A 22,965-nucleotide genomic window follows, 5' to 3' on the forward strand; every position below is an offset into this window, starting at 1 on the left:
CCCGGCCAGGCGTCGGCCCCGGCCGCGCGTCGGCCCCGCCCGGGGCCGGCGCGCCCTCCCGACCCGCCTCCAGAGCCCGTCCACCCGGCCCGGCGCGACAGCACACATGGCCGAAACAATCGCTCCCTACCCTGACCGGCATGATCATCCAGCCGCTCTCGGAAGCCGCGCTCCGTGCCCAGCTCGACTCCCTCGCCGACCTGACGCTCGACACCGTCGCCGGGGGCAACGCCCTCGGCTTCCTCGCCGGCGTCGGCCACGCCGAGGCCGCCGCCTGGTGGGAGTCGCTCCTGCCGGCCGTCTCCGACGGCACGCTCACCGTCTGGACGGCCCACGACGGCGACCGGGTCGCCGGCACCGTCAGCCTGCGCCGCGAGACCAAGCCCAACGGCCGGCACCGCGCCGAGGTCAACAAGCTGATGGTGCACCGCGCAGCGCGCGGCCGTGGCCTCGCCCGGGCCCTGCTCGCCGCACTGGAGCGGCACGCGGCACACGAGGGACTGGTCCTGCTGCACCTCGACACCGAGACCGGCAGCCCCGCCGAGGGCCTCTACCGCGCCCTCGGCTGGCAGGAGGCGGGCACCGTACCGGACTTCGCCGCCGACCCGGCCGGCGTCCTCCACCCCACCACCATCTTCTACAAGTCCGCGCACACCCCCGCCGGAGGCGGCCCGGCACCCCGCTGACCCCCGCGTCCCCGCCCCGCGGCGCCCCCGCGCGCTGCGCCCCCGGTGACCTCCACTGCACCGGAGCGTTAGACCGTCGGAGTCGGTTGACGCCCCGAGAGGCACGGAGGAGCAGGATGAGCGCCAGCAGCGGGAACATCGGCATCGCCAGGGCGGCCGGAGCACTCGCCGTCAGTCGCCGCCTGGCGCTGCGCACGGCCTTCACCGCGGCCGTCGTGGCGGCCACGGCCGCGGCCCTGGCCCCCGTCGTCCGGGCCGGGCGCGCGGGCCGGCGTACCACCCGCGACGTCGAGCCGACCGTACCGGTCTTCGAGGAGACCTACCGCGGCCGCCACATCACCGCCGTCCGGTACGCCGCCCACGCGCCCGGCGCGCGCGAACGCGTGGACGTGTACGTCGACGGGCGCTCCCTGCACGTGATGCGCCGCGCCGACGGCAGCTGGCTCAGCGGGGTCAACCACTACGAGTCCTTCCCCTCCCCCCGCGCCCTGGCCCGCGCCGCCGTCGACGAACTCGGCAGCGCCCGCCTCGCCGAGGCCCCCGCGCACCACGCCTGACGGCAGCCCGCATCCCACGCCCGGCCGCCGGCACGCCACGGCGGCCCCCCGATCCCCGCCGAAAGGGCCCCGACCCCGTGTATACCCGCCAGAACCAGAAGGACCTCACCAGCGCGCAGAAGAAGAGGTTCGTCGCGGCCGTGCTGGAGCTCAAACGCAACGGCACGTACGACGAGTTCGTCCGCACGCACGACCGCTACTTCGTGCCGGACGACGACGACGGCCTGCGCGTGGGCCACATGTCGCCCTCGTTCTTCCCCTGGCACCGCAAGTACCTGCTGGAGTTCGAGAAGGCGCTCCAGGCCCTCGACCCGGGCCTGTCCGTCCCGTACTGGGACTGGACCACCGACCGCAGCCCGGCCTCCTCCCTCTGGGCGGAGGACTTCCTCGGCGGGACCGGGCGCGCCGAGGACCGGCAGGTGACGACCGGCCCCTTCGCCTACGAGAAGGGCAACTGGCCCATCACGGTCGGCATCCGGGAGGGCCGCTTCCTCACCCGCAACCTCGGCCGCCCGCACAACCCCATCACCCTCCCCACGGCCGCCGAGCTGCAGTGGGCCGTGGACGACCCGGTGTACGACACCGCCCCCTGGGACTCGACGGCCGTCGACGGCGGCTTCCGCAACAAGCTGGAGGGCTGGACCGCACCGCGCCGCGAGCGCTGGCGGAACCACAACAAGGTGCACCAGTGGATCGGCGGCCACATGACCGGCGGCACCGCGCCCAACGACCCGGCGTTCTGGCTGCACCACTCGTTCGTCGACCTGATCTGGGACCGCTGGCAGCAGAAGCACCCCGGCTCCGGCTACCTGCCGGCGCAGCGCCTCGACCGCTTCGACCGGCAGTACGGGCGGGTGCTCAGCCTGGACGAGCCGATGCCGCCCTGGGGCGTGACGCCCCGTGAACTCCTCTCGCACCGGAACCTCTACCGGTACGCGTGAGACGCGGGGCAAAGGGGTCGGGCCCCCCGCCGCGGTTGCGGCGGGGGGCCCGAGGGGTACTGCGGAGTGCCGGCGATCAGTCGCCGTAGGCGCCCGTGGGCTCGTCGTGCCCGGAGACGTTCTCGCAGTGGTTGCCGAAGGCGGGGTTCAGGAGGCCGATCACGTTCACGGAGTTGCCGCAGACGTTGATCGGAACGTGCACGGGCACCTGGACGACGTTGCCCGAGGCGACACCGGGGGAACCGACCGCGGCGCCGTGCGCTCCGGCATCGGCGACGGCCATGCCGGCGCCGGCGGCCAGAACGGAACCGGCGGCAGCAGTGACGGCTGCTGCCTTCGCGATACGCGACATCGAGATCTCCTTGAGAAATGGAAGCGCCACAAGATCTGTGACGATGACATGGCGTACAACGCCGTGACCGCCCTGGGGTCACGGCCGCTCCGCCTACCTGGTGACGGGGAAGTGCACCGAGCCGAACGCCGGGCCCACCGGGGCACTGGCACCGGGCTCGACGACCCCGACGACCCGTCCCGTGCAGCCCTCCCCGGCGTACAGCACCGCACGCCTGTCCGAGCCGTTCACCACGCCCCCGCCGGCGCCGCCCGCGGCGTCGAAGCAGCCGGCCGGGTCGTGGATGGCGTGGACCTTGTCGTCCGTGCCGAAGAACTGGAAGTCCTGACCGGCGGCGTGGGCCGTGCCCCCGGCAGCCGCCGTGGCGGCCAGGAGGAGTGCCGGGGCCGCCGCGGCCCTGAGGGTGCCGTTGATACGCATGAATGCCTCACGGTGTGGGTGGAGTACCTGCCACCGGTCCAACCATCCGGCCCGGTGCGGGTCACGCCATGTCACCCGTAGGGGCAACGCCGCGCCCGCCGGGCCCGAGGGGCCCGCACCCCCGCACAGGACTCCCCGCCCCGCCGGGCGGCCCGCGCCGCCGCTGTTTATGCTCGCTTCCTGGGCCTACGGCGCACCGAGGAAATGCGGGAGGGCGACATGGCCATGGACGTGGTGGAACGCGTGGAGGCCGTCACGCGGTACGGCGCGGTACGGGGCACGCGCGAGGGCTCCGTCGCCGTCTTCCGAGGCATCCCGTACGCCGCCCCGCCCGTCGGGCCGCACCGGTTCGCCGCGCCCGCGCCGCCCGAGCCCTGGGAGGGCGTGCGCGAGGCCGTCGCCTTCGGACCCACGGCGCCGAAGACCCCGTACCCGGAGCCCTTCGCCTCTCTGCTGACCGATCCGGTCCATCCGGGCGACGACTGCCTGAACCTGAACGTGTGGACCCCCGAACCGGGCGCCGGAGCGGCGCTGCCGGTCATGGTCTGGATCCATGGAGGCGCCCTGACCAGGGGTTCTTCGGCGGTGCCGGTCTACGACGGATCGTCCTTCGCCCGCGACGGGGTGGTCCTCGTCTCGCTGAACTACCGGCTGGGCGTGGAGGGCTTCGGGCACTTCCCCGACGCGGTGCCGAACCGCGGGCTGCTGGACCAGATCGCCGCCCTGGAGTGGGTGCGGGACAACATCGCGGCCTTCGGCGGCGATCCCGACCGGGTCACCGTGTTCGGCGAGTCGGCGGGTGCCATCAGCATCGGGGCGCTGCTCGCCTCGCCCCGGGCCGAGGGCCTGTTCCGGCGGGCGGTGCTCCAGAGCGGTCCTCCGGAGGCGCTGCCGCACGTGAAGGTGCGGGCGATGGTGCGCAGGATGGCGGCCCGGCTCAAGGTGCCGGCCACCGCGGCGGCCTTCGCCGAGGTGGACCCGGACGACCTGCTGGCCGCGCAGGCCGCCGTACTGCGCCGCTCAAGCCCGCTGCTGGGCGGGGCGGCCTTCGGGATCGTCGAGGACGGGGACGCCGTGCCCGGCGACCCGCTGGCCCGGCTCGTCGCGGGCGAGGCGGGGGCCGACGTACCGCTGCTGCTGGGCTGGACGGACGAGGAGTACCGGCTGTGGCTGGCGCCCACGGGGGTACTGGGCCACCTGAACCGGATGGGCCCGCTGGCCCTCGCGCTGACGGCGGCCCGGGCCGGGATGCCGCTCGCGGCCGTGCGGGCCCGGCGGGCGGCACAGCCGGAGCTGCCGGTGGGCGAGGTCGCGGGCCAGGTGCTGACCGACCGGCTGCTGCGGGACCCGCTGCGCGCCCTGGCCGCGGCGGAGCGCCGGGCGCCGGCGTACGTGTACGAGTTCGGCTGGCGCTCGGGCATACCCGGGCTGGGGTCCTGCCACGCCCTGGAGCTGGGCTTCGTCTTCGACGTGCTGGACACCCCGGCGGCCCGCGCGCTGGCGGGCCCCGGGGCGCCGCAGGAACTGGCCGACGCCATGCACGCGGCGTGGGTGTCGTTCGCGGTCACCGGGGATCCGGGCTGGGCCCCGGCCCCGGGGGAGCCCCGCCGGTTCTCGGCCTAGGGGGTGTTGCGAAAGTCCTGTGTGGTGCCCGCGGTGTCCGGTGCGTGCTCTCGGCGTGCCGGACGAAGACCCTCGTACTGGGCGTACTCGGGGCTTTGGCCGGTGCGGCGAGAGTGCGTGCCGGGCGCCGTGGGCGCCGTGCGGGACTTTCGCAACACCCCCTAGTGCCCGGCCAGGGGCCCCGCAGCCCGGCGCCCGGCGCCCGAGGGTTACGAGGCCGGGGTGGGGCCCTCCATGTACTTGCTGATCCACTCGATCGGCCCCTCGCCCATGGCCGGGACGTAGGTGGCCGCGTTGTGCTTTCCGCCCTGGATCTCCTTCAGGGTGGTGTGGACCGGGCCCTTGTTGCCGTAGGTGGCGATGAACTTCTTCACGTCCGGGAGCGTCTTCTTGTTGCTCTCGTTGGTGCCGACCTGGAAGGCCAGGTAGACGTCCGGCCCCTTGCGGTCGATCAGCTGCTGGGCCAGCACCTGCGGGTTGTTCTCCTGCTTCTCCTTCTCGTGGCCCTTCCAGAGCCGCGAGTCCGGCACGATGTCCGGGCCGGAGGCGATCACGGCCTTGAACCGGTCCGGGTTCTTCAGCACCGCCTTCAGGCCGTTGAAGCCGCCGGTGGAGGAGCCCATGAAGGCCCAGCCGTCCCGGGACTTGATGGTGCGGAAGTTCTCCCTCATCAGGTCCGGGACGTCCTCGGTGAGCCAGGTGCCCATCTTGGGCTGGCCGGGGATGTCACTGCCGTCCCAGTACGTGCCGTCCGTGTCCGGCTCCGGGTTCTGCACGGGCATGGCCAGCAGGAAGGGCTTGCTCTTGCCCTCGTCGTACCACTTGGTGATGCTCTCCTGGAGCTTGAGGTCGGTGCCCATCCAGTAGTTCATCGGGTAGCCCGCGCCGCCGGGCAGGGCGATCATCACCGGGAAGCCGCTCTTGGCGAACTTCGGGTCCGAGTACGCCTTGGGGGCCCACACCCAGACCTTGCCGGTGAAGCCCGACTTCTTGCCCGTGTACGTCACCACGCCGATCTTGGTGCCGTCTTCGAGGGTGTTCGCCACCTTGAACTCGGCCTTCGGGCCGGTCGGCAGCGAAACCTTGGAGTCGGCGGGCCTGGTGGTGCCGCCGCCGGCCCGACCGCCGCCGCCCGCGTCGGGGCCGGCGGGGGTCTGGTCGAAGGAGACCGGGTCGCCCTTGTCCGTGAAGGGCGGGATCTCGTAGTAGCTCATCAGCTGCCAGGCGCCCACACCGAGGACGGCGAGGGTGGTGCCGGCGATCAGCAGGCGGCGCCCGCGCCGGCGGGGCGGCCGGCCGGGGTCCCCGGGGGAGCGGTCGTCGTCGCCGGGGTGGGGCGGGAACGGGGGCTCCCGGTGGTGGGCGGGGGAGTGGCCGTGGTCGTGGCCGCGAGCGGGGGAGTACGGGGTGGGGGGCTCGTACGGCTCGTACGGCTCGTGGGTGCCGTACGGCTCGTGGATGTCGTACGGACCGGGGGCCTGGGGGGACCCGTACGCCGGCTGCCTGGCGTAGGACTGCCCGGGGTGCTGCGGCTGCTGCCCGGGCGCGCCGTAGGGCGGGCGGGCGGCGTACGGGCCCTGGCCGTGGCCCTGGGGGGCGTCGTGCCCGGGGGTGCGGTACTGCGGGGACCCGTACGGGTGGGGGGCCTGATCCGGCGTTCCGTACTGCGGCGAGCCGTGCTCGGGGGACCCGTAGGGCGGGTACGGCTGTGCGGATCCGTACGGCCGGCCGGTCCCGTACTCCTGCGGGGACCCGTACTCCTGCGGGGACCCGTGGCCTTCGGGCGGGCGGTTCCCCTCGGGCGGGCGGTTGCCCTGGGGGGTGCCCCCGTTGGGTGCGTACGTCATCACGGATCTCCGGCTCGGGTCTGCCCCGAAGGGCGAACTGTCATTCGGCTCTGAGGATGGGGATCAGCCCCGCCGGGTTGCCCGCTTTGCCGCATCTTGACCTTCGGCGCCCGGGACCGGCGGCCGGCGGGACCCCGGGGCGGGGATCCGAGCGCCGCCGCGCCCCGTGCCGCCCGGGGTGCGCACCGGTCCCCGGAAGCGCATGCCGGGCGGCGTTGGGTTCTCGGGCCCGGGTGCGGTCCGCGCGCCGCGGTGTGCCCCGCGCGCCGCCTGCCCCGCCAGCAGGCCATCCGGAGGTCGCCTGTGTCCGGGTCGTTCCCGTGCCCGTTCCTGCCCGTCCCGCTGGTTCCTCCCTGCCCCGCGCCCGTGCCGCCCGGCCTCCCCGCCGCGGTCCTCGGCCGCGGCCCGGTCGCGCCGCCCGCCCGATACGCAGCGGACAGCCGCGCACGCCCCCGCCCCGACAGGGCCGGCACGGCTCACGGGGCGAAAGCAACCGGCCCCCGGTCGCGGCGGCGCGCGGCCGTCGCCCCCACCGCGCTCCCCTCGGCACGGACTCGCTGGTGACCGACGACTCCGCCGAGACGGTGACCGCCGTTCTGCCCCTCCACCTCGTCGCGGGACTGGGCCTCTCCCCCGCTTGGCCTCGGCCTGATCGACGGCCTCTGCAACCGGGTGAGTGCGCTGGTCCGGCTCGTCGGCGGGCACCTCGCCGGCCGGTCCGGCCGCCCCAGGGCCGTCGCCGGCCCCGGCTACGCCCTCTGCAAGCCGCTGCTTCTCCTCGTGCACACGGTCCCGCTGATCGCGGCGGTGCTCGCCGCCGTACTGCTCGGCCCGTGGCCGGGCCAGGCGCTGCGGTACGCGGTCCTGCCGCTGCACGCCCTGTTCCGCGCGGCCACCGACGGCGTGCCGATGGCCGCCGCGGCGGACGCCGTGCCCGAGGAGCTGCACGCCGGCGGGCCGGCGCTCGTACGGACCGGGCCGTTTCCTCGGGTCGCTCGCCTTCGGAGCCGACGTCGGGACCGCCTTCTCCGCGGGGACCTCTGTCCTCGACCTGCGCGCCCGGCGGCTGCGCCCACCGGACCTGGCCGACCTGCGTGACCGCCCTCTCGCCGAGGCCGGAGCGTCGACGACCAGGCCATCCGGACCCACGACCGCACCCTCGCCCGCGCCCTGCCCGGCGACTTCGGCTCCGACCTCTGCGCCGTCTCCGCCGACGGCACGGGGCACGGGCGCCCCCGCCGCCTGCGGTCAACTCCCCCGGCGCGGCGTGTCCTGACAAGGCCGCCCGCGCCGGCCCGGCCGGCGGTGCCCTGCCTGGCACTAGGTTGGCGGAATGGAATTCACGACGACGGACGGTACGCGGATCCACTACGAGGTGTCGGGTCCGGCCTCCGGCACCCCCGTGCTGCTGGTGCACGGCCACCCCTTCGACCGCACCCTGTGGGACCCGCAGGCCCGGGCCCTGGCGGCGGCCGGGTACCGGGTGGTCACCCCGGACCTGCGCGGCTACGGCCGGAGCGAGGTCGTGCCCGGCACGACGGCCTTCGAGGTGTTCGCCGGTGACCTCGCCGAACTGCTGGACCACCTCGGGCTGGAGCGGGCCGTGGTGGGCGGGGTCTCCATGGGCGGCCAGCTCACCATGGAGTTCCACCGGCTGTTCCCCGGGCGGGTGCTGGCGCTGGTACTGGCCGACACCTCGCCCCGGCCCGAGACGGAAGACGGCAAGGCGTTCCGCAGGGCGCTGGCCGACCGGCTGGTGGCGGAGGGGATGGGCGGCTACGCGGACGAGGTGATCGACAAGATGATCACTCCGGCCCATGTCGCCGCCCTGCCCGAAGTGGCCGCGCACGTCATGGGCATGATGCGCGGCACCGACCCGGAGGGCGCCGCCGCCGCGCTGCGCGGCCGTGCCGAACGCACCGACCACCGGCCGGGTCTGGCGGCCGCCCGGGTGCCGGTCCTGGTCGTGGTCGGCGAGGAGGACGCGTACACGCCGGTGGCGGATGCCGAGGAACTCCACGCCCTGGTCCCGGAGTCCGTCCTCGTGGTCATCCCCGGAGCCGGCCACCTGCCGGGGGTGGAGGCGCCGGAGGCCTTCAACGCGGCGCTGCTGGAGTTCCTGGCGAAGGTGTGAGGCCGGGCCGTCGGCGGTGGGCGGGCGCCCGTCGTGCGGCGTGCCCCTCGGGGGCGACGAGCCGGGGCGGTCGAACGTAGGATCGGCTGCCATGACTGGATCCGGATCCTGGTCCGTCGCCGGGGTGGACCTGCACGTCGACCTCGACGCGGCGGGGGGCCGCCGCACGGCCCTCGAACACGGCCTGCGCGACGCCGTCCGCACCGGACGCCTGGTCTCCGGCGCCCGGCTGCCCTCCACCCGCCGGCTCGCCGCCGAACTGGGCCTGTCCCGCGGCACCGTTCAGGCCGCGTACGACCAACTCACCGCCGAGGGCTACCTCACCGCCCGCCAGGGCGCCGGCACGGTGGTGGCGGCCCTCGCCTCCGCCCGCGGAACGGCCGGGGCGGAGGCCGCGCGCCCCGACGCCCCCCGGCTCGACCTGCGGCCCGGCAGTCCCGACGCCGGCACCTTCCCGGTGGCCGCCTGGCTGCGGGCGGTGCGGCGCGCGCTCACCACGGCGAGCGCGGAGACGTACGGCTACGGCGACCCGCTCGGCCGCCCCGAACTCCGCACCGCCCTCGCCGGCTACCTCGGCCGGACCCGGGGCGTCCTCGCCGACCCCGGCCGGATCGTGGTGGTCTCCGGTTACGTCCAGGGCCTCTCGCTGCTCTCCCGCGTCCTCGCCGACGCCGGTGCCCGCACCGTGGCCATGGAGGACCCCGGCCTCGCCTTCCACCGGGAGGTGGTCCGCCGTACCGGGCTTGCGGTCCGGCCGCTGCCGGTGGACGACCGCGGCGCGCACCCGGAGGCCCTCGACGGCGTCGACGCGGCCGTGGTCACCCCGGCCCACCAGTACCCGACGGGTGTCCCGCTCCACCCGGCCCGGCGCCGCGAACTGACCGCCTGGGCCCGCGCGCACGGCACGCTGCTCGTCGAGGACGACTACGACGGGGAGTTCCGGTACGACCGCCAGCCGGTCGGCGCCCTCCAGGGGACCGCGCCCGGCCACGTCGCGTATCTCGGCACGGTCTCCAAGTCCCTGGCCCCCGCGCTGCGGCTGGCCTGGATGGTGCTGCCGGACCACCTGGTCGGCCCGGTCCTGGACGCCAAGCTGCACACCGACCACCACACCGAGACGCTGGGGCAGCTGGCCCTGGCCGAGCTGATGGCCGGTCACACCTACGACCGGCACGTGCGTGCGGTGCGGATGCGGTACCGGCGCCGCCGCGACCTGATGGCCGGCCGCCTCGCCCCGTACGGCCGGGTCAGCGGCGTCGCGGCCGGGCTGCACGCGCTGCTCGAACTCCCGGACGGGGGCCCGGCGGAGGCGGATCTGCGGCGCAGGGCGGATGCGGCCGGACTGGCGCTGGGCTGGCTGGGCGACCACTGGCACACCCCGGGCGACCGCCCGCAGGGCCTGGTGGTCGGTTACGGCACGCCGCGCGAACGGGACTACCCGGAGGCGCTGGAGGGGCTGGTGCGGGTCTTGCGCGGGGCGTAGGCGGGGAGCCGGCGGGGACTTCGGGGCAGACCCGGCGGCCGGGGCGGCCGGGGCTGGGGCGGCCGCGGCGGCCGAGGTCCCCAGGGCTGCCAAGGTTGCCAGGGCTGCCGACCCGGGCGAAGTGGCCCAGTATCACGGGACGGGAATGGCCCTGCTCTCCGGGCCACCGGGACCGTAGCTTCGGAGAGTCCCCGAATCCCCGAAGGCCGCTCCTGAAGGCCACCCCCGGAGTCACCCGATGCGGATCCTCCCCCCGTCCGGACCGGCGCGGCTGCTCGCCGCCGCCCAGCTGAGCAACTCCGTCGGCGACGGCGCCTATTACGTCAGCTCCGCGCTGTACTTCACCGGAGTCGCCGGCCTCTCGCCCGCGCAGATCGGCCTCGGCCTGACCGTGGCCTGGGCGGTCGGCTCCGTCGCCGGGGTGCCGCTGGGGGCGCTGGCCGACCGGCGCGGGCCGCGCGGCACGGCGGTCCTGCTGGCGCTGGCCGCCGCGGGCGCCGTGGCGTCCTTCCTGCTGGTGGACTCCTTCGGGGCGTTCCTGGTGGCCGCCGTCGGGTACGCGACCGCGCAGTGCGGGCTGGCCGCGGCCCGGCAGGCGCTGCTGGCCGGGCTGGTGGCGCCGGAGGAGCGGACCGGCGTACTGGCCCACCTGCAGGCCGTGGGCAACGCCGGACTGGCCGCGGGCGCGGCGGTGGGCGGGCTGGCGCTGCACGCGGGGACGCGGGAGGGGTTCTTCGCGGTGTTCGCCCTGGACGCGCTGACCTTCCTGCTGGGCGCGGGCCTCCTGTGGCGCGTGCCGGCTGTGGCCCCGGCGGCGGCCTCGGCCTCCGCTGTGGCCCCGGCGGCGGGCAGGGCGGTCCGTGCTGCGAAGACGGTCGCGGCGGGCGGGGGGATGGTCCGCGCTGCGGAGAAGGCTCCGGCCGGCGGTGCGGGCCGGCGCGAAGGCGTGGTTCCGGCGGACGGCGCGGGCCGGTCTGCCGGCACGGCTGCGGTGGGGGAGCGCCGGCTCGCGGTGCTGCGCGACCGGCCGTACGCGCTGGTGACCCTGCTCAACGCCGTGCTGCTGCTCCGGCTGCCCCTGCTCAGCCTGGTGCTGCCGCTGTGGATCGTCGGCCGCACCGACGCGCCCCGCTGGCTGGTCTCGGGCCTGTTCGTCCTCAACACCGGGGCCGTGATGCTGTTCCAGGTGCGGACGGCGCGCTCGGTGACCGGGCTGGCCGGAGCCGCCCGCGCGGTGCGCTCGTCGGGCTGGATCATGCTGGCGTCGTGCGCGGTGTTCGCCCTCTCCGCCTGGCGGCTCGGGGCCTGGGCCGGGGCGGCGGTACTGGTGGCCGGCGCGGTGCTTCAGGTGGTTGCCGAGATGCGGCAGTCGGCGGGCGGCTGGCAGATCGGCTTCTCGCTGGCGCCGGCCCACCAGATGGGCCAGTACCAGGGCTTCTTCGGCACCGGCGTGCCGGTGGCCCGCACCCTGGGCCCCCTCCTGCTGACCTCCCTGGTGGTGGCCGGCGGCGTCCCGGGCTGGCTCTTGCTGGGCGCCGTCTTCCTGGGCGCGGGCTACGCGATGGGCCCGGCCACCCGCTGGGCCGCCGACACCCGCCCGCCCACTCCGGCCCCGGAGCCCACCCGCCCGCTCACCCGCGCGGCCTGACGCCCCCGCCCGCCCCACCGCAGCCCGGCGGGCCACTGCTGCTGCCGCCGAGCGGCTGGGCCCCGCACGCCGTGTCCGGGCGGGCCATCGACGGCCTGACGGTCCACGCTGAAGCCGTGCCGGGCGCTCATGCCGGTGAGCCGGGGGCGTGGCCGCGCCCGCGGTGGCGCCCTTGGGCGCTGACGCGGGCGGTGCGACCGTGGCCCGGTCGGGTGACCGTGCACGGCCAGCCGCTGAGGATGCGGCGCCGATGGCCTCGCGGCGCGTGGCGTAGCCCGGTCGGGCGCGCACCTCGGCGAGCGGCGGATCGCCGAGCTGCGGATCGGCCGCGGCACGCCGGCAGCGGGATCCGACGGGCCGGCGACCCGAGGCGGTAGCCGGGCGCGCCGCTCAGCCGGCGGACCGGCGCGATGTCCTCTTCCGGCCCCGCCCGAGCGGCGGGTCGCCTGGCGGGCCGCCCTCGCCCAGGGCCTGCGGGGCGTGGCCGAGTGGAGTGCCGCAGCCGGGCCCGGTCCGCGGACGCAAGCGGGGGTGACGGCAGGCAGCGCGGCGGGGAGGGTGGGCAGGCGCTCAGTCGGTGGACTGGGGGCCCGGCCGCGCCTGCGCGTGGTGGTCCGGCGGGAAGCCGGCGCTGAGCGGCCGGCAGCATGGCTGCCCGCGGCGGATCCTGGCCCGACGCCCGACGCCCGACGCCCGACGGCCCGGGTCCCGGCTCCTCGGCCGACGTGGCGACGCCGCCGGCCGAGGAGCCGGGCGCCGTGGACCGGCGGGCTGTGGACCGCCGGGCTGTGACCGCCGGTCGGTGCGCGTACCGCCCGCCTGACGGCGGCCCGCTTCTCGCGCTGAGCAGCCTCTCGGCGCGACGTCTCCCGGGCGCCCATGGGTGTCCACGCCGCGTTGTGCGTGGGTGACGCGCGTGCCGTGTTGTTCCGTCGGCCGGGCGGCCGCTGTGGGAGGCCGGTCGCAACGGCCGTCCGGCGGCCATGCGTCCGCTCGGCCGGGTGTGCCCACCGACGGGTGGTCTGGCCTGCCGGCGAGCCGGTGGCCTGCCGGGGCCGTACGCCTGGTCGTCCGGCCCCTGGGCCCCTGACCGTAGTTCTGGCCGGGGGCCCGCTGCCGCGGGCCGTCGTGTTCCGGCCGCGGTCGTGCGGCGGGCCCGCTTGCGGAGCGCGCCGCCTTGGCGCACCCCTGTCGTTGCCGGGCCGGCGCCGCGGTGCGCGAGCGGGCTCCGGTGTCCGCTCCGCACCGCGTGCTGGCTCCCACGTCCGGGCCGCCGTGCCGGCCGCGGCATCGCGGCCGCTTCCTACGCCGCGACCGAGCCCCGGCACCCGGCGTCGTCACCCGCCGCCCGGGCGTCCCGTCACTCGTCGACCGGACCCGTGAACGCCCCCGCGCGGGCCGCCGCTGCGGCTGTGCGGGCCGCCGTGGCGGGGAGGTGCGGGGTCGGGGGCGTGCCCAGGAGGACCAGTTCGTGGTAAAGCGGGGCCGTTGCCGCGACCAGGAGGTCCCGCGAGCGGGTACCTGCCGGGAGTTCGCCCCGCTGCTCCGCGCGTGCGGCCACCACCGCGCAGCGCGCGTACCGGTCCTCCCAGAAGGCGCGCAGCGCATCCGCGGCCTGGGCCGAGCGGAACGAGGCGGCGATCAGCGCCGTGGTCAGCGGGGGGTCGGCGGTCACGCCGGCCAGGATCTCCTCGTTCAGGGCGGTCAGGTCGCCCTCCAGCGTGCCCGTGTCGGCCGGCTCCCAGCTGTCGTCGGCCGCCGCCTCCAGCAGGTCGGCCAGCAGTCCGCCGACGTCCCGCCAGCGCCGGTAGACGGTGGTGCGGTGGACGCCGGCCCGCTCGGCCACCGCGTCGACGGTGAGCGCGTCGTACCCCTGCTCGACCAACTGTGCGCCGGTGGCCTGGAGGACCTGGGCGCGGACCCGGGCGCTGCGGCCCCCCGGGCGGGAACCGCTTGCGGATGTCGTGGATGCCATGGCAGCATCTTAACGCAACGACCGTCGCTTTAAGGAGACCCCCACGCAGCCCACGACCGGCACCACCCCGACCGGCACCACCCAGCTCACCCTCCGCGCCGTCACCAAGGCGTACGGCGGCCACGTCGTCCTCGACGCCGTCAGCTGCTCGCTCCCCGTCGGCCGGCGCACCGGGATCATCGGCGAGAACGGCTCGGGCAAGTCCACCCTGCTCCGCCTGCTCGCCGGGGTGGAGACGCCCGACCACGGCACCGTCACCGTCCGCGCCGCCGGCGGCCTCGGCCGGCTCGCCCAGGAGGAGCACCTTCCCGGCCACCTCACCGTCCAGCGCGTCATCGACCGCGGCCTCGCCGGCCTGCGCGCCCTCGAAACCCGGATGCGCGAGCTGGAGCGGGCGATGACCGGCGGCGACGAGAGCGGCCTGCACGAGTACGGCGACCTCCTCACCGCCTTCGAACTGCGCGGCGGGTACGACGCCGACGCCCGCCTGGAGCGCGCCCTGCACGGCCTGGGCCTGGCGCGCCTGCCCCGCGACCGCCGTGTCGGCGGCCTCTCGGGCGGCGAGCAGGTGCGCCTGCGCCTGGCCGCCCTGCTGGCCGGGTCCCCGGAGGTGCTGCTGCTCGACGAGCCCACCAACCACCTCGACGACAACGCCCTGACCTGGCTGGAGGAGCACCTGCGGGGCCGGGCCGGCACCACCGTCGCCGTCTCGCACGACCGGACCTTCCTCGACCGGGTGGCCGACGTCCTCGTCGAGGCCGACGCCGACACGAGGACGCTCACCCGGTACGGCAACGGCTACACCGGCTACCTCGCCGAGAAGGCCGCAGAACGCGCCCGCCGCGCCCAGGCCCACGAGCGGTGGCGGGCGGAGGCCGACCGCTTGCGCGAGGCGGCGGCCACCACCGCCCGCCGGGTGGCACCGGGGCGGGCCATCAAGGACGGCAACAAGATGGCGTACGACCGGGCGGCCGGCCGCGTCCAGCAGTCCCTGGCCGGGCGGGTCCGCAACGCGGAGGAGCGGCTGCGCCGGCTGCTGGCCGAACCGGTCCCGGCCCCCGCCGCACCGCTGCGCTTCACCGCCGAACTCCGCACGGCCGAACTCCGCCCGCCCGGCCTCGGTACGGCCCGGCGGGCGTCCGATGCCCTCGTCGACGCCGAGGACATCGGCGTGACCGGCCGCCTGCACCCGCTCGGCCTGACGCTCTCGGCCGGCGACCGGCTGCTGGTCACCGGACCCAACGGGGCCGGGAAGACGACCCTGTTGCGCATCCTGGCCGGCGAACTCGCCCCGGACCGGGGCCGGATCACCCGCCGGGGCCGCGTCGGCCTCCTGTCGCAGCAGCCCGATCCGGGCCCGCCCGGCCGCACCGTACGCGCCGCCTTCGGCCCCGAGGGCACCGCCCGGCTGCTCTCCCTCGGGCTGTTCGCCCCCGACCGCCTCGACACGCCCGTCGGGCGGCTCTCCACCGGCCAGCGCCAACGGCTCGCCCTGGCCCGCCTGGTGGCCGAACCGGCCGACGTACTGCTGCTCGACGAGCCCACGAACCACCTCTCCCTCGCCCTGGTCGAGGACCTCGAAGCAGCCCTCGACCAGTACCCGGGAGCCCTGGTGGTCGTCAGCCACGACCGCCGGCTGCGCGACCGCTGGCGCGGCGCCCGCCTCGACCTCACCGCCCCCGTACCCGCCCCCGTACTCCAAGGAGCCCTGTGACCGACCACCGCCCCGACCGGCACGCACTCTTCCGGGTCGCCGAACCCGGCGAAGGCCCCTACGCGGTCGTCGCCGGCCCCGACGGGGCCTTGTGGACCACCCTCGTCCACGCCGGCGCCGTCGCCCGGCTCGGCCCCGACGGCGCGGTCACCCGGTACGACACCGGCGCCCCGGACTGCGGACCGTCCGTCCTGACCGCCGGCCCGGACGGCGCCCTGTGGTTCACCCGGAACCGCGACCACCGCATCGGCCGCGTCACCACGTCGGGCGAGATGACCGCGTACGACCTGCCCACCCCCGGCAGCGGCCCCTTCGGCATCACCACCGGCCCGGACGGCGCGCTGTGGTTCACCGCGATGCACACCGACCGCATCGGCCGCATCACCACCTCGGGCGAGGTCACCGAGCACCCGCTGCCGGTCACCGGGGCCTTCGCCTCCTTCATCACCGCGGGTCCCGACGGCGCGCTCTGGTTCACCCTCAACCAGGCGAACGCCGTCGGCCGCATCACGACCGACGGCGACGTCACCCTCCACCCCCTGCCGACCCCGGGCGCCGCGCCCGTCGGCATCACCGCGGGCCCCGACGGCGCCCTGTGGTGCGTGGAAATCGGGGCGGGGCAGGTCGCCCGTATCACCACCGACGGCCGGATCGCGGAATTCCCCCTCCCCGACCCCGGCTGCCGCCCCCACGCCATCACGGTGGGCCCGGACGGCCGCTGCTGGTTCACGGAGTGGGCCACCAACCGCGTGGCCGCCATCACCCCCGACGGCCACGTCGAGGAGCACCCCCTCCCCACCACCGCGCCCGAACCCCACGGCCTCGCCTTCACCCCCGACGGCACCCTGTACACGGCCCAGGAATCCGGCCACCTCACCCGCCTGACCCCGCCCTGCACCGGGCCGGCCCCGGCCGGAAGGGCCGCCCGGTCCCGCCCGGGTGTGCCCGGGGGCCGGTCGGGTACCCGCGGGGCGTGAACGTGGGGGGCCCACGTCCCCTGGGAAGGAACGCCGCCATGAGTGCCGTAGCCACCGCCCCGAACCTGGGGGCCGCTCCCCTCCTGCCGCCCGGCCGGGGCGAGCTGTCCGCCGCCGTGCGCAGCGCGCTCCGCGCGGAGGGACCGTACGAGCTCCCGGGGCCGGACACCGTCGAGCGCGCCGACCCGTACGGAGAGGACCTCCAACTCGCCCTCTGCCTCTGCTACGAACCCCACTACCGCGGCTTCGAGGGCGTGCCGGACGGCAAGGAATGGGACCCGGAGCTGCTGGGGCTCCGGAGGCTGCTGGAGCGCCGGTTCCTCGGCGCGCTGCGCGCGGAGACCGGCGCCGTCGACCGCGTCGACCAGGCGCTGCGCGGGCTGCTGGTCGAGCACACCGACGCCTACGACGTCTCCCACCACCTCAAGGACGGCGGCGGCCGCGAGGAACTCCGCGAGTACGCGGCCCTGCGCTCCCTGTACCAGCTGAAGGAGGCGGACCCGCACGCCTGGGTGCTGCCGAGGCTGCGCGGGCGGGCCAAGGCGGCGATGGCGGCCGTCCTGTACGACGACTACGGCAGCGGCCGCGCCGAGCGGCTGCACGCCACGCTCTGGGCGGACCTGATGACCGACCTCGGGCTCGACCCCGCCTACGGGCGCTACCTGCCCGCCGCCGGGGCGCCGGCCCTCGCCACGGTCAACCTGATGTCGCTGCTGGGCCTGCACCGTTCGCTGCGCGGCGCCCTGGTCGGGCACTTCGCCGCGCTGGCGACCGCGGCCCCGCCCGCGGCCGCGCGGATGCTGCTGGCGCTGCGGCGGGCGGGGGCGGGGCCGGCGGCGCTGCGGTTCTACGACGAGCACGTGGAGGCGGACGCGGTGCACGAGCAGGTCGTGCGGCGGGACGTGATCGGCGGGCTGCTGGAGGAGGAGCCGGAGCTGGAGGCGGACGTGGTCTTCGGCGTGGAGGCCACGGTGTGGCTGGGCGACCGGCTGACCGAGCAGGTGCTGACGGCGTGGCGCCAGGGCCACTCGGCTCTGCGGGTCCCCCTGGACCGGCTGGACGCGGCCGGTGCGGGCGGCGCGGGGGGCCCGGGAGGTGCGGTGCGGGGGCAGGGCGATCAGCGTGAGTCCGCCTCGGTGATGCCTCGGTGAGGGTGATGCGCACGCGCTCGTGCGGGACGTGATGGTCCTGCCGGCACGGGAAGAGGCCGCCGCCCTCGGGCGGGACCTCGACGGCGGCCGAGGAGGTGCGGCCCCGGGGTGCCGTCGGGCAGCCGGGTCAGGAGCGGACCCTCGGGCGGTGGCTCGTGTCGCACAGCGGGAAGCGGAGGCTGCGGCGGCAGGCGCACAGGGCCACGACCGGCCGGTCGCACACGCGCACCTCTCCGTCCGGCAGCACGATCTCGACCGGGCCCTCGATGAGTACGGGTCCGCCCGCGATCGACGTCGCCCGGGGCAGCGGCGGCTCCGCGGGACGCCGGCCGGCCCCGTCGCGCGGGCCCTCGGTACGTTCCACCGGCTCCGGCATGGTCACCACGCTCCTCGTTCCCCGGTCCCGCACCCGAGGGGGCACGAGCACCGTCGGGCCGCGTCTGCCCGGTGCGGGGACCGGCATGCCCTGCGCCCCGCGCGTCCACCGGCCCTCCCGGTTTCCCCCGGCCCCCCGGGGTAGACGCGGGCCATGAGAGCAGACGAGTCGGGCGGCGGCCGGGTGGCCGTACCGACGATGGGTGTCGAGGAGGAGTTCTTCCTCGTCGATCCCGTGACCCGCGCCCCCGTTCCCCGCGGTCCCGACGTGCTGCGGGCACTCGTGCCGCGGCTGGGCGGGCGGGTGCAGGCCGAGTTCTACCGGTGTCAGGTCGAGCTCTGCACCCGCCCCACCGCCTCCGCCGCCGAGCTCCGCGCCGACCTCACCGCCCTGCGCGCCGTCGCCGCCGGGGCCGCCCGCGCCGCCGGGTGCCGGCTGATGGCCAGCGGCACGGTCGTCGTCCCGCCGGACGCACCGATCCCGGTCACCGACACCCCCCGCTACCGCCGCATGGCCCGGCACTTCGGCGCCGTCGTGGACGGCACCCACGGCATGGTCTGCGGCTGTCACGTCCACATCGGCACCGAGGACCGCGTCCAGGCCCTGCTGCTCGCCAACGAGCTGCGCCCCTACCTGCCCGCCCTCCAGGGACTGCTGGCCAACTCGCCCTTCCGCAGCGGCCTGGAGAGCGGCTTCGCCGGCTGGCGGTCCGTCGCGTTCGGCCGCTGGCCCACCGCCGGGCCCGCGCCCGTGCTCGACTCCGCCGGGTACGAGCACACCGCGTCCGCACTGGTCCGTTCCGGCATCCTGCTCGACCGCCGGATGATCTACTGGTTCGCCCGGCCCTCCGAGCACGTCCCCACCGTCGAGGTGCGCGTGGCGGACAGCAACGCCGACCTCGACATGACGGTGCTGCTGGCGCTGCTCGTACGGGGCCTGGCGACGACCGCCCTGATGCGTCCCTTGAACGGCTCGGCCGCGACGGTCCCCGCCGCCCGGATGCGCGCCGCGCACAGCGCGGCCGCCCGCAACGGCGACCGGGGCGACGCCGTCGACCCCTTCACCGGTGCCACCGTGCCCGCCGAGGAACGGACCCGGACCCTGCTGCGCCGTGCCGCGCCGGGCCTCGCGGCCGCCGGGGACCTCGACGAGGTGGTCCGGCTCCTGGACCGGATCCGCCGTACGGGCAACGGCGCCGAACGCCAGCGGGCCGCCTACCGCCGGGCCGGCCGCCTGCGCGACGTCGTCGACGACCTGGTGGCCGTGACAGGGGCGTGAGCCCCGCGACCGGTGCCGACCGGTGCCGGCCGTGCCCTCCGTGGAGCCAGTGGAGCCCGTGCCGTCCGGGTCCGGCCCTGCCCGGGCCGCCCGTGTAGCCCGGGCTGCCCCTGCCGCCCCCGCCCGCCGCCGTCCCCCCCGTCGCCGCCGCCCCGCCCCGCATGGCCCCCGCACCACCGGGTAGCCGCGCACCATGTCCCCCACGATGACCGACAGCACCCTGTCCCTGCTGGCCCAGGGGTACGGCTGGCTGCCCGAGCGCCGTCGCCGGGCCGGCGGCGGGCCCGTACGCACGCGCCTGCTCGGCAGACCCGCGGTCGCGCTGGGCGGCCCCGGAGCCGTCGGCTTCTTCTACGACGAACGCCACGTCCGGCGACAGGCCGCACTGCCCGGACCGGTGCTGGACACCCTCTTCGGGCGGGGCGCCGTGCACACCCTGGACGGCACGCCCCACCGGGTCCGCAAGGGCATGTTCGTCCGGCTGCTGATGGACGAGGCCCGCGTACGGGACCTCGTGGCGCGGGTCGACACGCTGTGGAGCCGCGAGCTGGCCCGTGTCCCCGGCCGCCCGATCGCCGTGTTCGACACGGCCGGCCAGGTGCTGGCCCGCGCGGTCTGCGCCTGGGCCGGACTGCCGCTGTCGCAGCGGGCCGTACGCCGCACCGCCCGCGACTGCGTGGCCATGGTCGACGGCTTCGCCACCCCCGGCCCCCGGCACTGGCGCGCCCGGCGGGCCCGCAGGCGCCAGGAGAAGCAGTTCGCCCGCCTCGTCCGGGGGGCCCGCGCGGCCCCGCCCGCCGACGGCCACGCCGCCCCCACCGTCCTGGAGACCGTGGCCCGGCACCGGGACGCCGAGGGCCGGCTGCTCGACCCGCACACCGCGGCCGTGGAACTGCTGAACGTCGTCCGGCCCACCGTGGCCATCGCGTGGTTCGCCGCCTTCGCGGCGCACGCGCTGCACGCCTGGCCGGCGGAGGCCGCCCGGCTGCGCGCGGACGGAGCCGACGGTCCCGACGGCCCCGACGGCACGGGCCGCACCGACCGCGCCCGCGCGTTCGCCCAGGAGGTGCGCCGCTACTACCCGTTCGCGCCCTTCGCGGCCGGCCGGGCCGCCGCCGACCTGGAGTGGCAGGGCGAGCACATCCCCGAGGGCACGCTCGTCCTGCTCGACCTGTACGGGCAGGACCATGACCCCCGGACCTGGCACGACCCGGAGCGCTTCGACCCCGAACGCTTCGCCGGCAGGCCGCCGGACCCCGACACGCTGGTCCCACAGGGCGGCGGCGACCCGACGACCGGCCACCGCTGCCCGGGCGAGGACATCACCATCGCCGTGCTGACCGTGCTCGTCGCACGGCTGGCGGCCCAGGAGTACGCCGTACCCGACCACCAGGACCTCTCGATCCCGCTGCGCCGCGTCCCCACCCGCCCCCGCAGCGGGGTCGTGATCACGCCGGTCACCCCGGCCGCCTGAAACCCGGGACGGAACACACGGAACACACGGAACACAAGGCACACACCGACGGAAGAGCAGGAGGAGCGCCATGCCCCGCGGATCCAGCCCCAAGAGGGAGCGCCAATACGAGCACATCAAGGAGAGCGTCAAGTCCCGCGGCGAGAGCGAGAAGAAGGCCGAGGAGATCGCCGCCCGCACCGTCAACAAGGAACGCGCCCGCGCAGGCGAGTCCAAGACGGCCAGCAAGACCTCGCTGGAGGACATGTCCTCCTCGAAGCGCGGCGGCCGGCGCTCCCACAGCGGCGCGCAGGGCCCGACGTACGACCAGCTGTACGAGGAGGCCAAGCGCCGCAACATCCACGGCCGCTCGAACATGAACAAGGCCGAGCTGAAGCAGAAGCTGGGCCGCTGACCCCGCCGGCCGGCCCCGTTCCGGGCGGGGCCGGCCGGGGACCACCGCGACAGGAGGAGGCAGGGCGATGGCGGATGCGGATGCGGAGGCACGTGCCGACACGGGCACCGGACACGGCTCGCGCGTGGTGGTCGTGGGCGCGACCGGCAACGCGGGGACCAGCGTGGTGAGGGCCCTCGCCGAGGACCCGGCGGTGGTGTCCGTCCTGGGCCTGGCCCGCCGCGTCCCCGACTGGCGCCCGCCCAGGACCCGGTGGGCCGCCGCGGACGTGGACCCCGGCGGCCCCGACCTCGTGCCGCACTTCAGCGGCGCCGACGCGGTCGTCCACCTGGCGTGGCGGTTCCAGCCCGCGCACGACCCCCTGACCACCTGGCGGACCAACGTGCTGGGCAGCATCCGGGTCTTCGAGGCCGCGGCTGAGGCGGGCGTGCCCGCGCTCGTGTACGCCTCCTCGGTGGGCGCGTACTCGCCCGGCCCCAAGGACCGCCAGGTGACCGAGGACTGGCCCACGCACGGCTGGCCCGCGGCGGCGTACTGCCGGGAGAAGGCGTACGTCGAGCGCTGGCTCGACGCGTTCGAACGCGACCACCCGGAGATGCGGGTGGTGCGGATGCGGCCCGGCTTCCTCTTCAAGCGGGAGTCCGCCTCGCAGCAGCGCCGGATCTTCGCCGGCCCGCTGCTGCCCGGCCGGCTGGTGCGCCCCGGGCTCATCCCGGTGGTGCCGGACCTGCCCGGACTCCGCTTCCAGGTGCTGCACACTGACGACGCCGCCCAGGCCTACCGGGCCGCCGTGGCCCGTCCGGTGCGCGGCGCCTTCAACCTCGCCGCCGGGCCGGTGGCCGACGCCGGCCTGCTGGCCGGGCTGCTGGACGCGCGGGTCGTGCCGGTGCCGCGCGGCGGCGTACGGGCCGCCCTCGCGGCGGCCTGGCGGCTGCGCGCGGTGCCCGCCTCGCCGGACCTGTTCGACGCGTTCCTGCGGCTGCCGCTGATGGACACCTCGCGGGCGGAGCGCGAACTGGGCTTCGCCCCGCGCCGTTCCGCGACCGAGGTGCTGGCCGAGTTCCTCGGCGGCCTGCGGGAGGCCGCGGGCATGGAGACGGCCCCGCTCCACCCGGGCCGCGCCGGCCTCCCGGCCCACGCGGCCTGACCGGGGCGCAGTGCCGGACGATGCCGAGCCCGGGTCCGCGCTGCTCGGCCCGGGTGCCGCGGCCGCCCGGTCCGGGCGGTGCCGTGTCGCTCAGCCCAGGTGCCGGTGCGCCACCGTCAGGTCGGCCACCAGGCCCGCGTACGCCGCCTCGCGGTCGTTCGACCGCAGCACCGCCGACGGGTGCAGCGTCGCCAGCCCGTGGCGCACCCCGCCGTCCCCGGGCAGGGCCAGTTCCACGACCGCCCCGCGCCGGTCGGCGAGCCGGAAGTCCGGGCCCCACAGGGCCTTGCCGGCCGTGGCGCCCAGGGCCACCACGAGTTCGGGGCCGACGAGGCTCAGCTCGGCGTCGAGCCAGGGGCGGCAGGCGGTCAGCTCGCGCAGGGTCGGCTGCTTGTGGATCCGGCGCTTGCCGCCCGCGGCGACCGTGTACTTGAAGTGCTTGACGGCATTGGTGACGTAGCACTCCGCCAGGTCCAGCCCGGCCTCCGCCGCTGCCCGGCGCAGCAGCCGCCCCGCGGGGCCGACGAACGGCTCGCCCCGCCGGTCCTCCTGGTCGCCGGGCTGCTCGCCCACCAGCACCAGCCGGGCGCCGGGGTCGCCGGCGCCGAAGACCGTGCCGGTGGTGCCCTCCCAGAGCGGACAGCCCCGGCAGCCGGCCGCGGCCTTCCGGTGGGCCTCCAGGCCGCCCCGCCGGGGCAGGAAGGGTCCGGCGTCGTACGGGGCCACAGCGGTTCCGGCCATGGTGCTCGCCCTCGCTCCCGTGTCGCGGCCGCCCCCTGCTCCGCGTC

General features: G+C 76.5%; 20 protein-coding genes and 1 pseudogene. 15 read left to right on the forward strand and 6 right to left on the reverse strand.

Annotation, left to right across the window (positions count from 1 at the left end):
* The first annotated feature begins 140 nt into the window (after window positions 1–140).
* The 3 genes from ACIF6F_RS25695 to ACIF6F_RS25705 all read left to right on the forward strand — a co-directional run bounded on the left by ACIF6F_RS25695 (window position 141) and on the right by ACIF6F_RS25705 (window position 2,184).
* Window positions 141–686, forward strand: a complete 546-nt coding sequence (locus ACIF6F_RS25695) for a GNAT family N-acetyltransferase (RefSeq protein WP_399950957.1) — start codon at window positions 141–143, stop codon at window positions 684–686.
* 116 nt (window positions 687–802) lie between these two features.
* Window positions 803–1,243, forward strand: a complete 441-nt coding sequence (locus ACIF6F_RS25700; protein WP_399950960.1) for a tyrosinase family oxidase copper chaperone — start codon at window positions 803–805, stop codon at window positions 1,241–1,243.
* A gap of 77 nt (window positions 1,244–1,320) precedes the next feature.
* Window positions 1,321–2,184 (forward strand): tyrosinase family protein, encoded by an 864-nt coding sequence (locus tag ACIF6F_RS25705; RefSeq protein WP_399950963.1) that lies wholly within the window; start codon window positions 1,321–1,323, stop codon window positions 2,182–2,184.
* Window positions 2,185–2,260: 76 nt separating this feature from the next.
* Here ACIF6F_RS25705 and ACIF6F_RS25710 read toward each other — a convergent pair whose 3' ends face one another.
* Entirely contained in the window at window positions 2,261–2,536 is a 276-nt protein-coding gene (locus tag ACIF6F_RS25710) for a chaplin (RefSeq protein WP_399950966.1), read from the reverse strand.
* Between the two features lie 93 nt (window positions 2,537–2,629).
* Entirely contained in the window at window positions 2,630–2,956 is a 327-nt protein-coding gene (locus tag ACIF6F_RS25715) for a hypothetical protein (protein ID WP_399950969.1), read from the reverse strand.
* A gap of 219 nt (window positions 2,957–3,175) precedes the next feature.
* On the opposite strand from ACIF6F_RS25715, the gene ACIF6F_RS25720 reads away from it, so the two are divergent.
* Window positions 3,176–4,579 (forward strand): carboxylesterase/lipase family protein, encoded by a 1,404-nt coding sequence (locus ACIF6F_RS25720; protein WP_399950972.1) that lies wholly within the window; start codon window positions 3,176–3,178, stop codon window positions 4,577–4,579.
* Window positions 4,580–4,788: 209 nt separating this feature from the next.
* On the opposite strand, the gene ACIF6F_RS25725 is transcribed toward ACIF6F_RS25720, so the two are convergent.
* A complete protein-coding gene (locus ACIF6F_RS25725) occupies window positions 4,789–6,426 on the reverse strand; it encodes an alpha/beta hydrolase-fold protein (RefSeq protein WP_399950976.1) in 1,638 nt (545 codons plus the stop codon).
* A gap of 672 nt (window positions 6,427–7,098) precedes the next feature.
* Here ACIF6F_RS25725 and ACIF6F_RS25730 point away from each other — a divergent pair.
* The 4 genes from ACIF6F_RS25730 to ACIF6F_RS25745 all read left to right on the forward strand — a co-directional run bounded on the left by ACIF6F_RS25730 (window position 7,099) and on the right by ACIF6F_RS25745 (window position 11,691).
* Window positions 7,099–7,524: a hypothetical protein gene (locus tag ACIF6F_RS25730; protein WP_399950979.1), complete on the forward strand. Its 426-nt coding sequence runs from the start codon at window positions 7,099–7,101 to the stop codon at window positions 7,522–7,524.
* A gap of 235 nt (window positions 7,525–7,759) precedes the next feature.
* Window positions 7,760–8,560, forward strand: a complete 801-nt coding sequence (locus ACIF6F_RS25735) for an alpha/beta fold hydrolase (protein WP_399950982.1) — start codon at window positions 7,760–7,762, stop codon at window positions 8,558–8,560.
* Window positions 8,561–8,651: 91 nt separating this feature from the next.
* The gene (locus ACIF6F_RS25740; RefSeq protein ID WP_399950985.1) at window positions 8,652–10,043 is read left to right on the forward strand and encodes a PLP-dependent aminotransferase family protein; all 1,392 of its coding nucleotides are present in this window, start codon (window positions 8,652–8,654) and stop codon (window positions 10,041–10,043) included.
* Window positions 10,044–10,281: 238 nt separating this feature from the next.
* Complete coding sequence (locus ACIF6F_RS25745) at window positions 10,282–11,691, forward strand: MFS transporter (RefSeq protein ID WP_399950988.1); 1,410 nt, start codon at window positions 10,282–10,284, stop codon at window positions 11,689–11,691.
* Window positions 11,692–13,051: 1,360 nt separating this feature from the next.
* On the opposite strand, the gene ACIF6F_RS25750 is transcribed toward ACIF6F_RS25745, so the two are convergent.
* Window positions 13,052–13,666, reverse strand: a complete 615-nt coding sequence (locus ACIF6F_RS25750) for a TetR/AcrR family transcriptional regulator (protein ID WP_399950991.1) — start codon at window positions 13,664–13,666, stop codon at window positions 13,052–13,054.
* Window positions 13,667–13,736: 70 nt separating this feature from the next.
* On the opposite strand from ACIF6F_RS25750, the pseudogene ACIF6F_RS25755 reads away from it, so the two are divergent.
* The 3 genes and pseudogenes from ACIF6F_RS25755 to ACIF6F_RS25765 form a co-directional block, all read left to right on the forward strand.
* Window positions 13,737–15,380 (forward strand): annotated as a pseudogene (locus tag ACIF6F_RS25755) (ABC-F family ATP-binding cassette domain-containing protein); the annotation flags it as partial.
* The gene (locus tag ACIF6F_RS25760) at window positions 15,377–16,357 is read left to right on the forward strand and encodes a virginiamycin B lyase (RefSeq protein WP_399950994.1); all 981 of its coding nucleotides are present in this window, start codon (window positions 15,377–15,379) and stop codon (window positions 16,355–16,357) included. The pseudogene ACIF6F_RS25755 and the gene ACIF6F_RS25760, both read left to right, overlap by 4 nt.
* A gap of 38 nt (window positions 16,358–16,395) precedes the next feature.
* The gene (locus ACIF6F_RS25765; protein WP_399950997.1) at window positions 16,396–17,508 is read left to right on the forward strand and encodes an iron-containing redox enzyme family protein; all 1,113 of its coding nucleotides are present in this window, start codon (window positions 16,396–16,398) and stop codon (window positions 17,506–17,508) included.
* Between the two features lie 127 nt (window positions 17,509–17,635).
* On the opposite strand, the gene ACIF6F_RS25770 is transcribed toward ACIF6F_RS25765, so the two are convergent.
* Window positions 17,636–17,884 (reverse strand): CDGSH iron-sulfur domain-containing protein, encoded by a 249-nt coding sequence (locus ACIF6F_RS25770; protein ID WP_399951000.1) that lies wholly within the window; start codon window positions 17,882–17,884, stop codon window positions 17,636–17,638.
* A gap of 153 nt (window positions 17,885–18,037) precedes the next feature.
* On the opposite strand from ACIF6F_RS25770, the gene ACIF6F_RS25775 reads away from it, so the two are divergent.
* The 4 genes from ACIF6F_RS25775 (at window position 18,038) to ACIF6F_RS25790 (ending at window position 22,177) form a co-directional block, all read left to right on the forward strand.
* On the forward strand, window positions 18,038–19,162 hold the full coding sequence (locus ACIF6F_RS25775) for a glutamate--cysteine ligase (protein WP_399951003.1): 1,125 nt from the start codon (window positions 18,038–18,040) through the stop codon (window positions 19,160–19,162).
* 205 nt (window positions 19,163–19,367) lie between these two features.
* Entirely contained in the window at window positions 19,368–20,636 is a 1,269-nt protein-coding gene (locus ACIF6F_RS25780; protein ID WP_399951006.1) for a cytochrome P450, read from the forward strand.
* Window positions 20,637–20,706: 70 nt separating this feature from the next.
* On the forward strand, window positions 20,707–21,030 hold the full coding sequence (locus ACIF6F_RS25785; protein WP_399951009.1) for a plasmid stabilization protein: 324 nt from the start codon (window positions 20,707–20,709) through the stop codon (window positions 21,028–21,030).
* A gap of 67 nt (window positions 21,031–21,097) precedes the next feature.
* Window positions 21,098–22,177: an NAD-dependent epimerase/dehydratase family protein gene (locus ACIF6F_RS25790; protein WP_399951012.1), complete on the forward strand. Its 1,080-nt coding sequence runs from the start codon at window positions 21,098–21,100 to the stop codon at window positions 22,175–22,177.
* A gap of 90 nt (window positions 22,178–22,267) precedes the next feature.
* On the opposite strand, the gene ACIF6F_RS25795 is transcribed toward ACIF6F_RS25790, so the two are convergent.
* Window positions 22,268–22,918 carry a UdgX family uracil-DNA binding protein gene (locus ACIF6F_RS25795; RefSeq protein WP_399951015.1) on the reverse strand — a complete coding sequence of 217 codons (651 nt, stop codon included), beginning with the start codon at window positions 22,916–22,918 and terminating at the stop codon, window positions 22,268–22,270.
* Between the last annotated feature and the right edge of the window lie 47 nt (window positions 22,919–22,965).

The sequence above is a fragment of the Streptomyces sp. NPDC086023 genome (assembly GCF_044540325.1).
GTDB lineage: Bacteria > Actinomycetota > Actinomycetes > Streptomycetales > Streptomycetaceae > Streptomyces.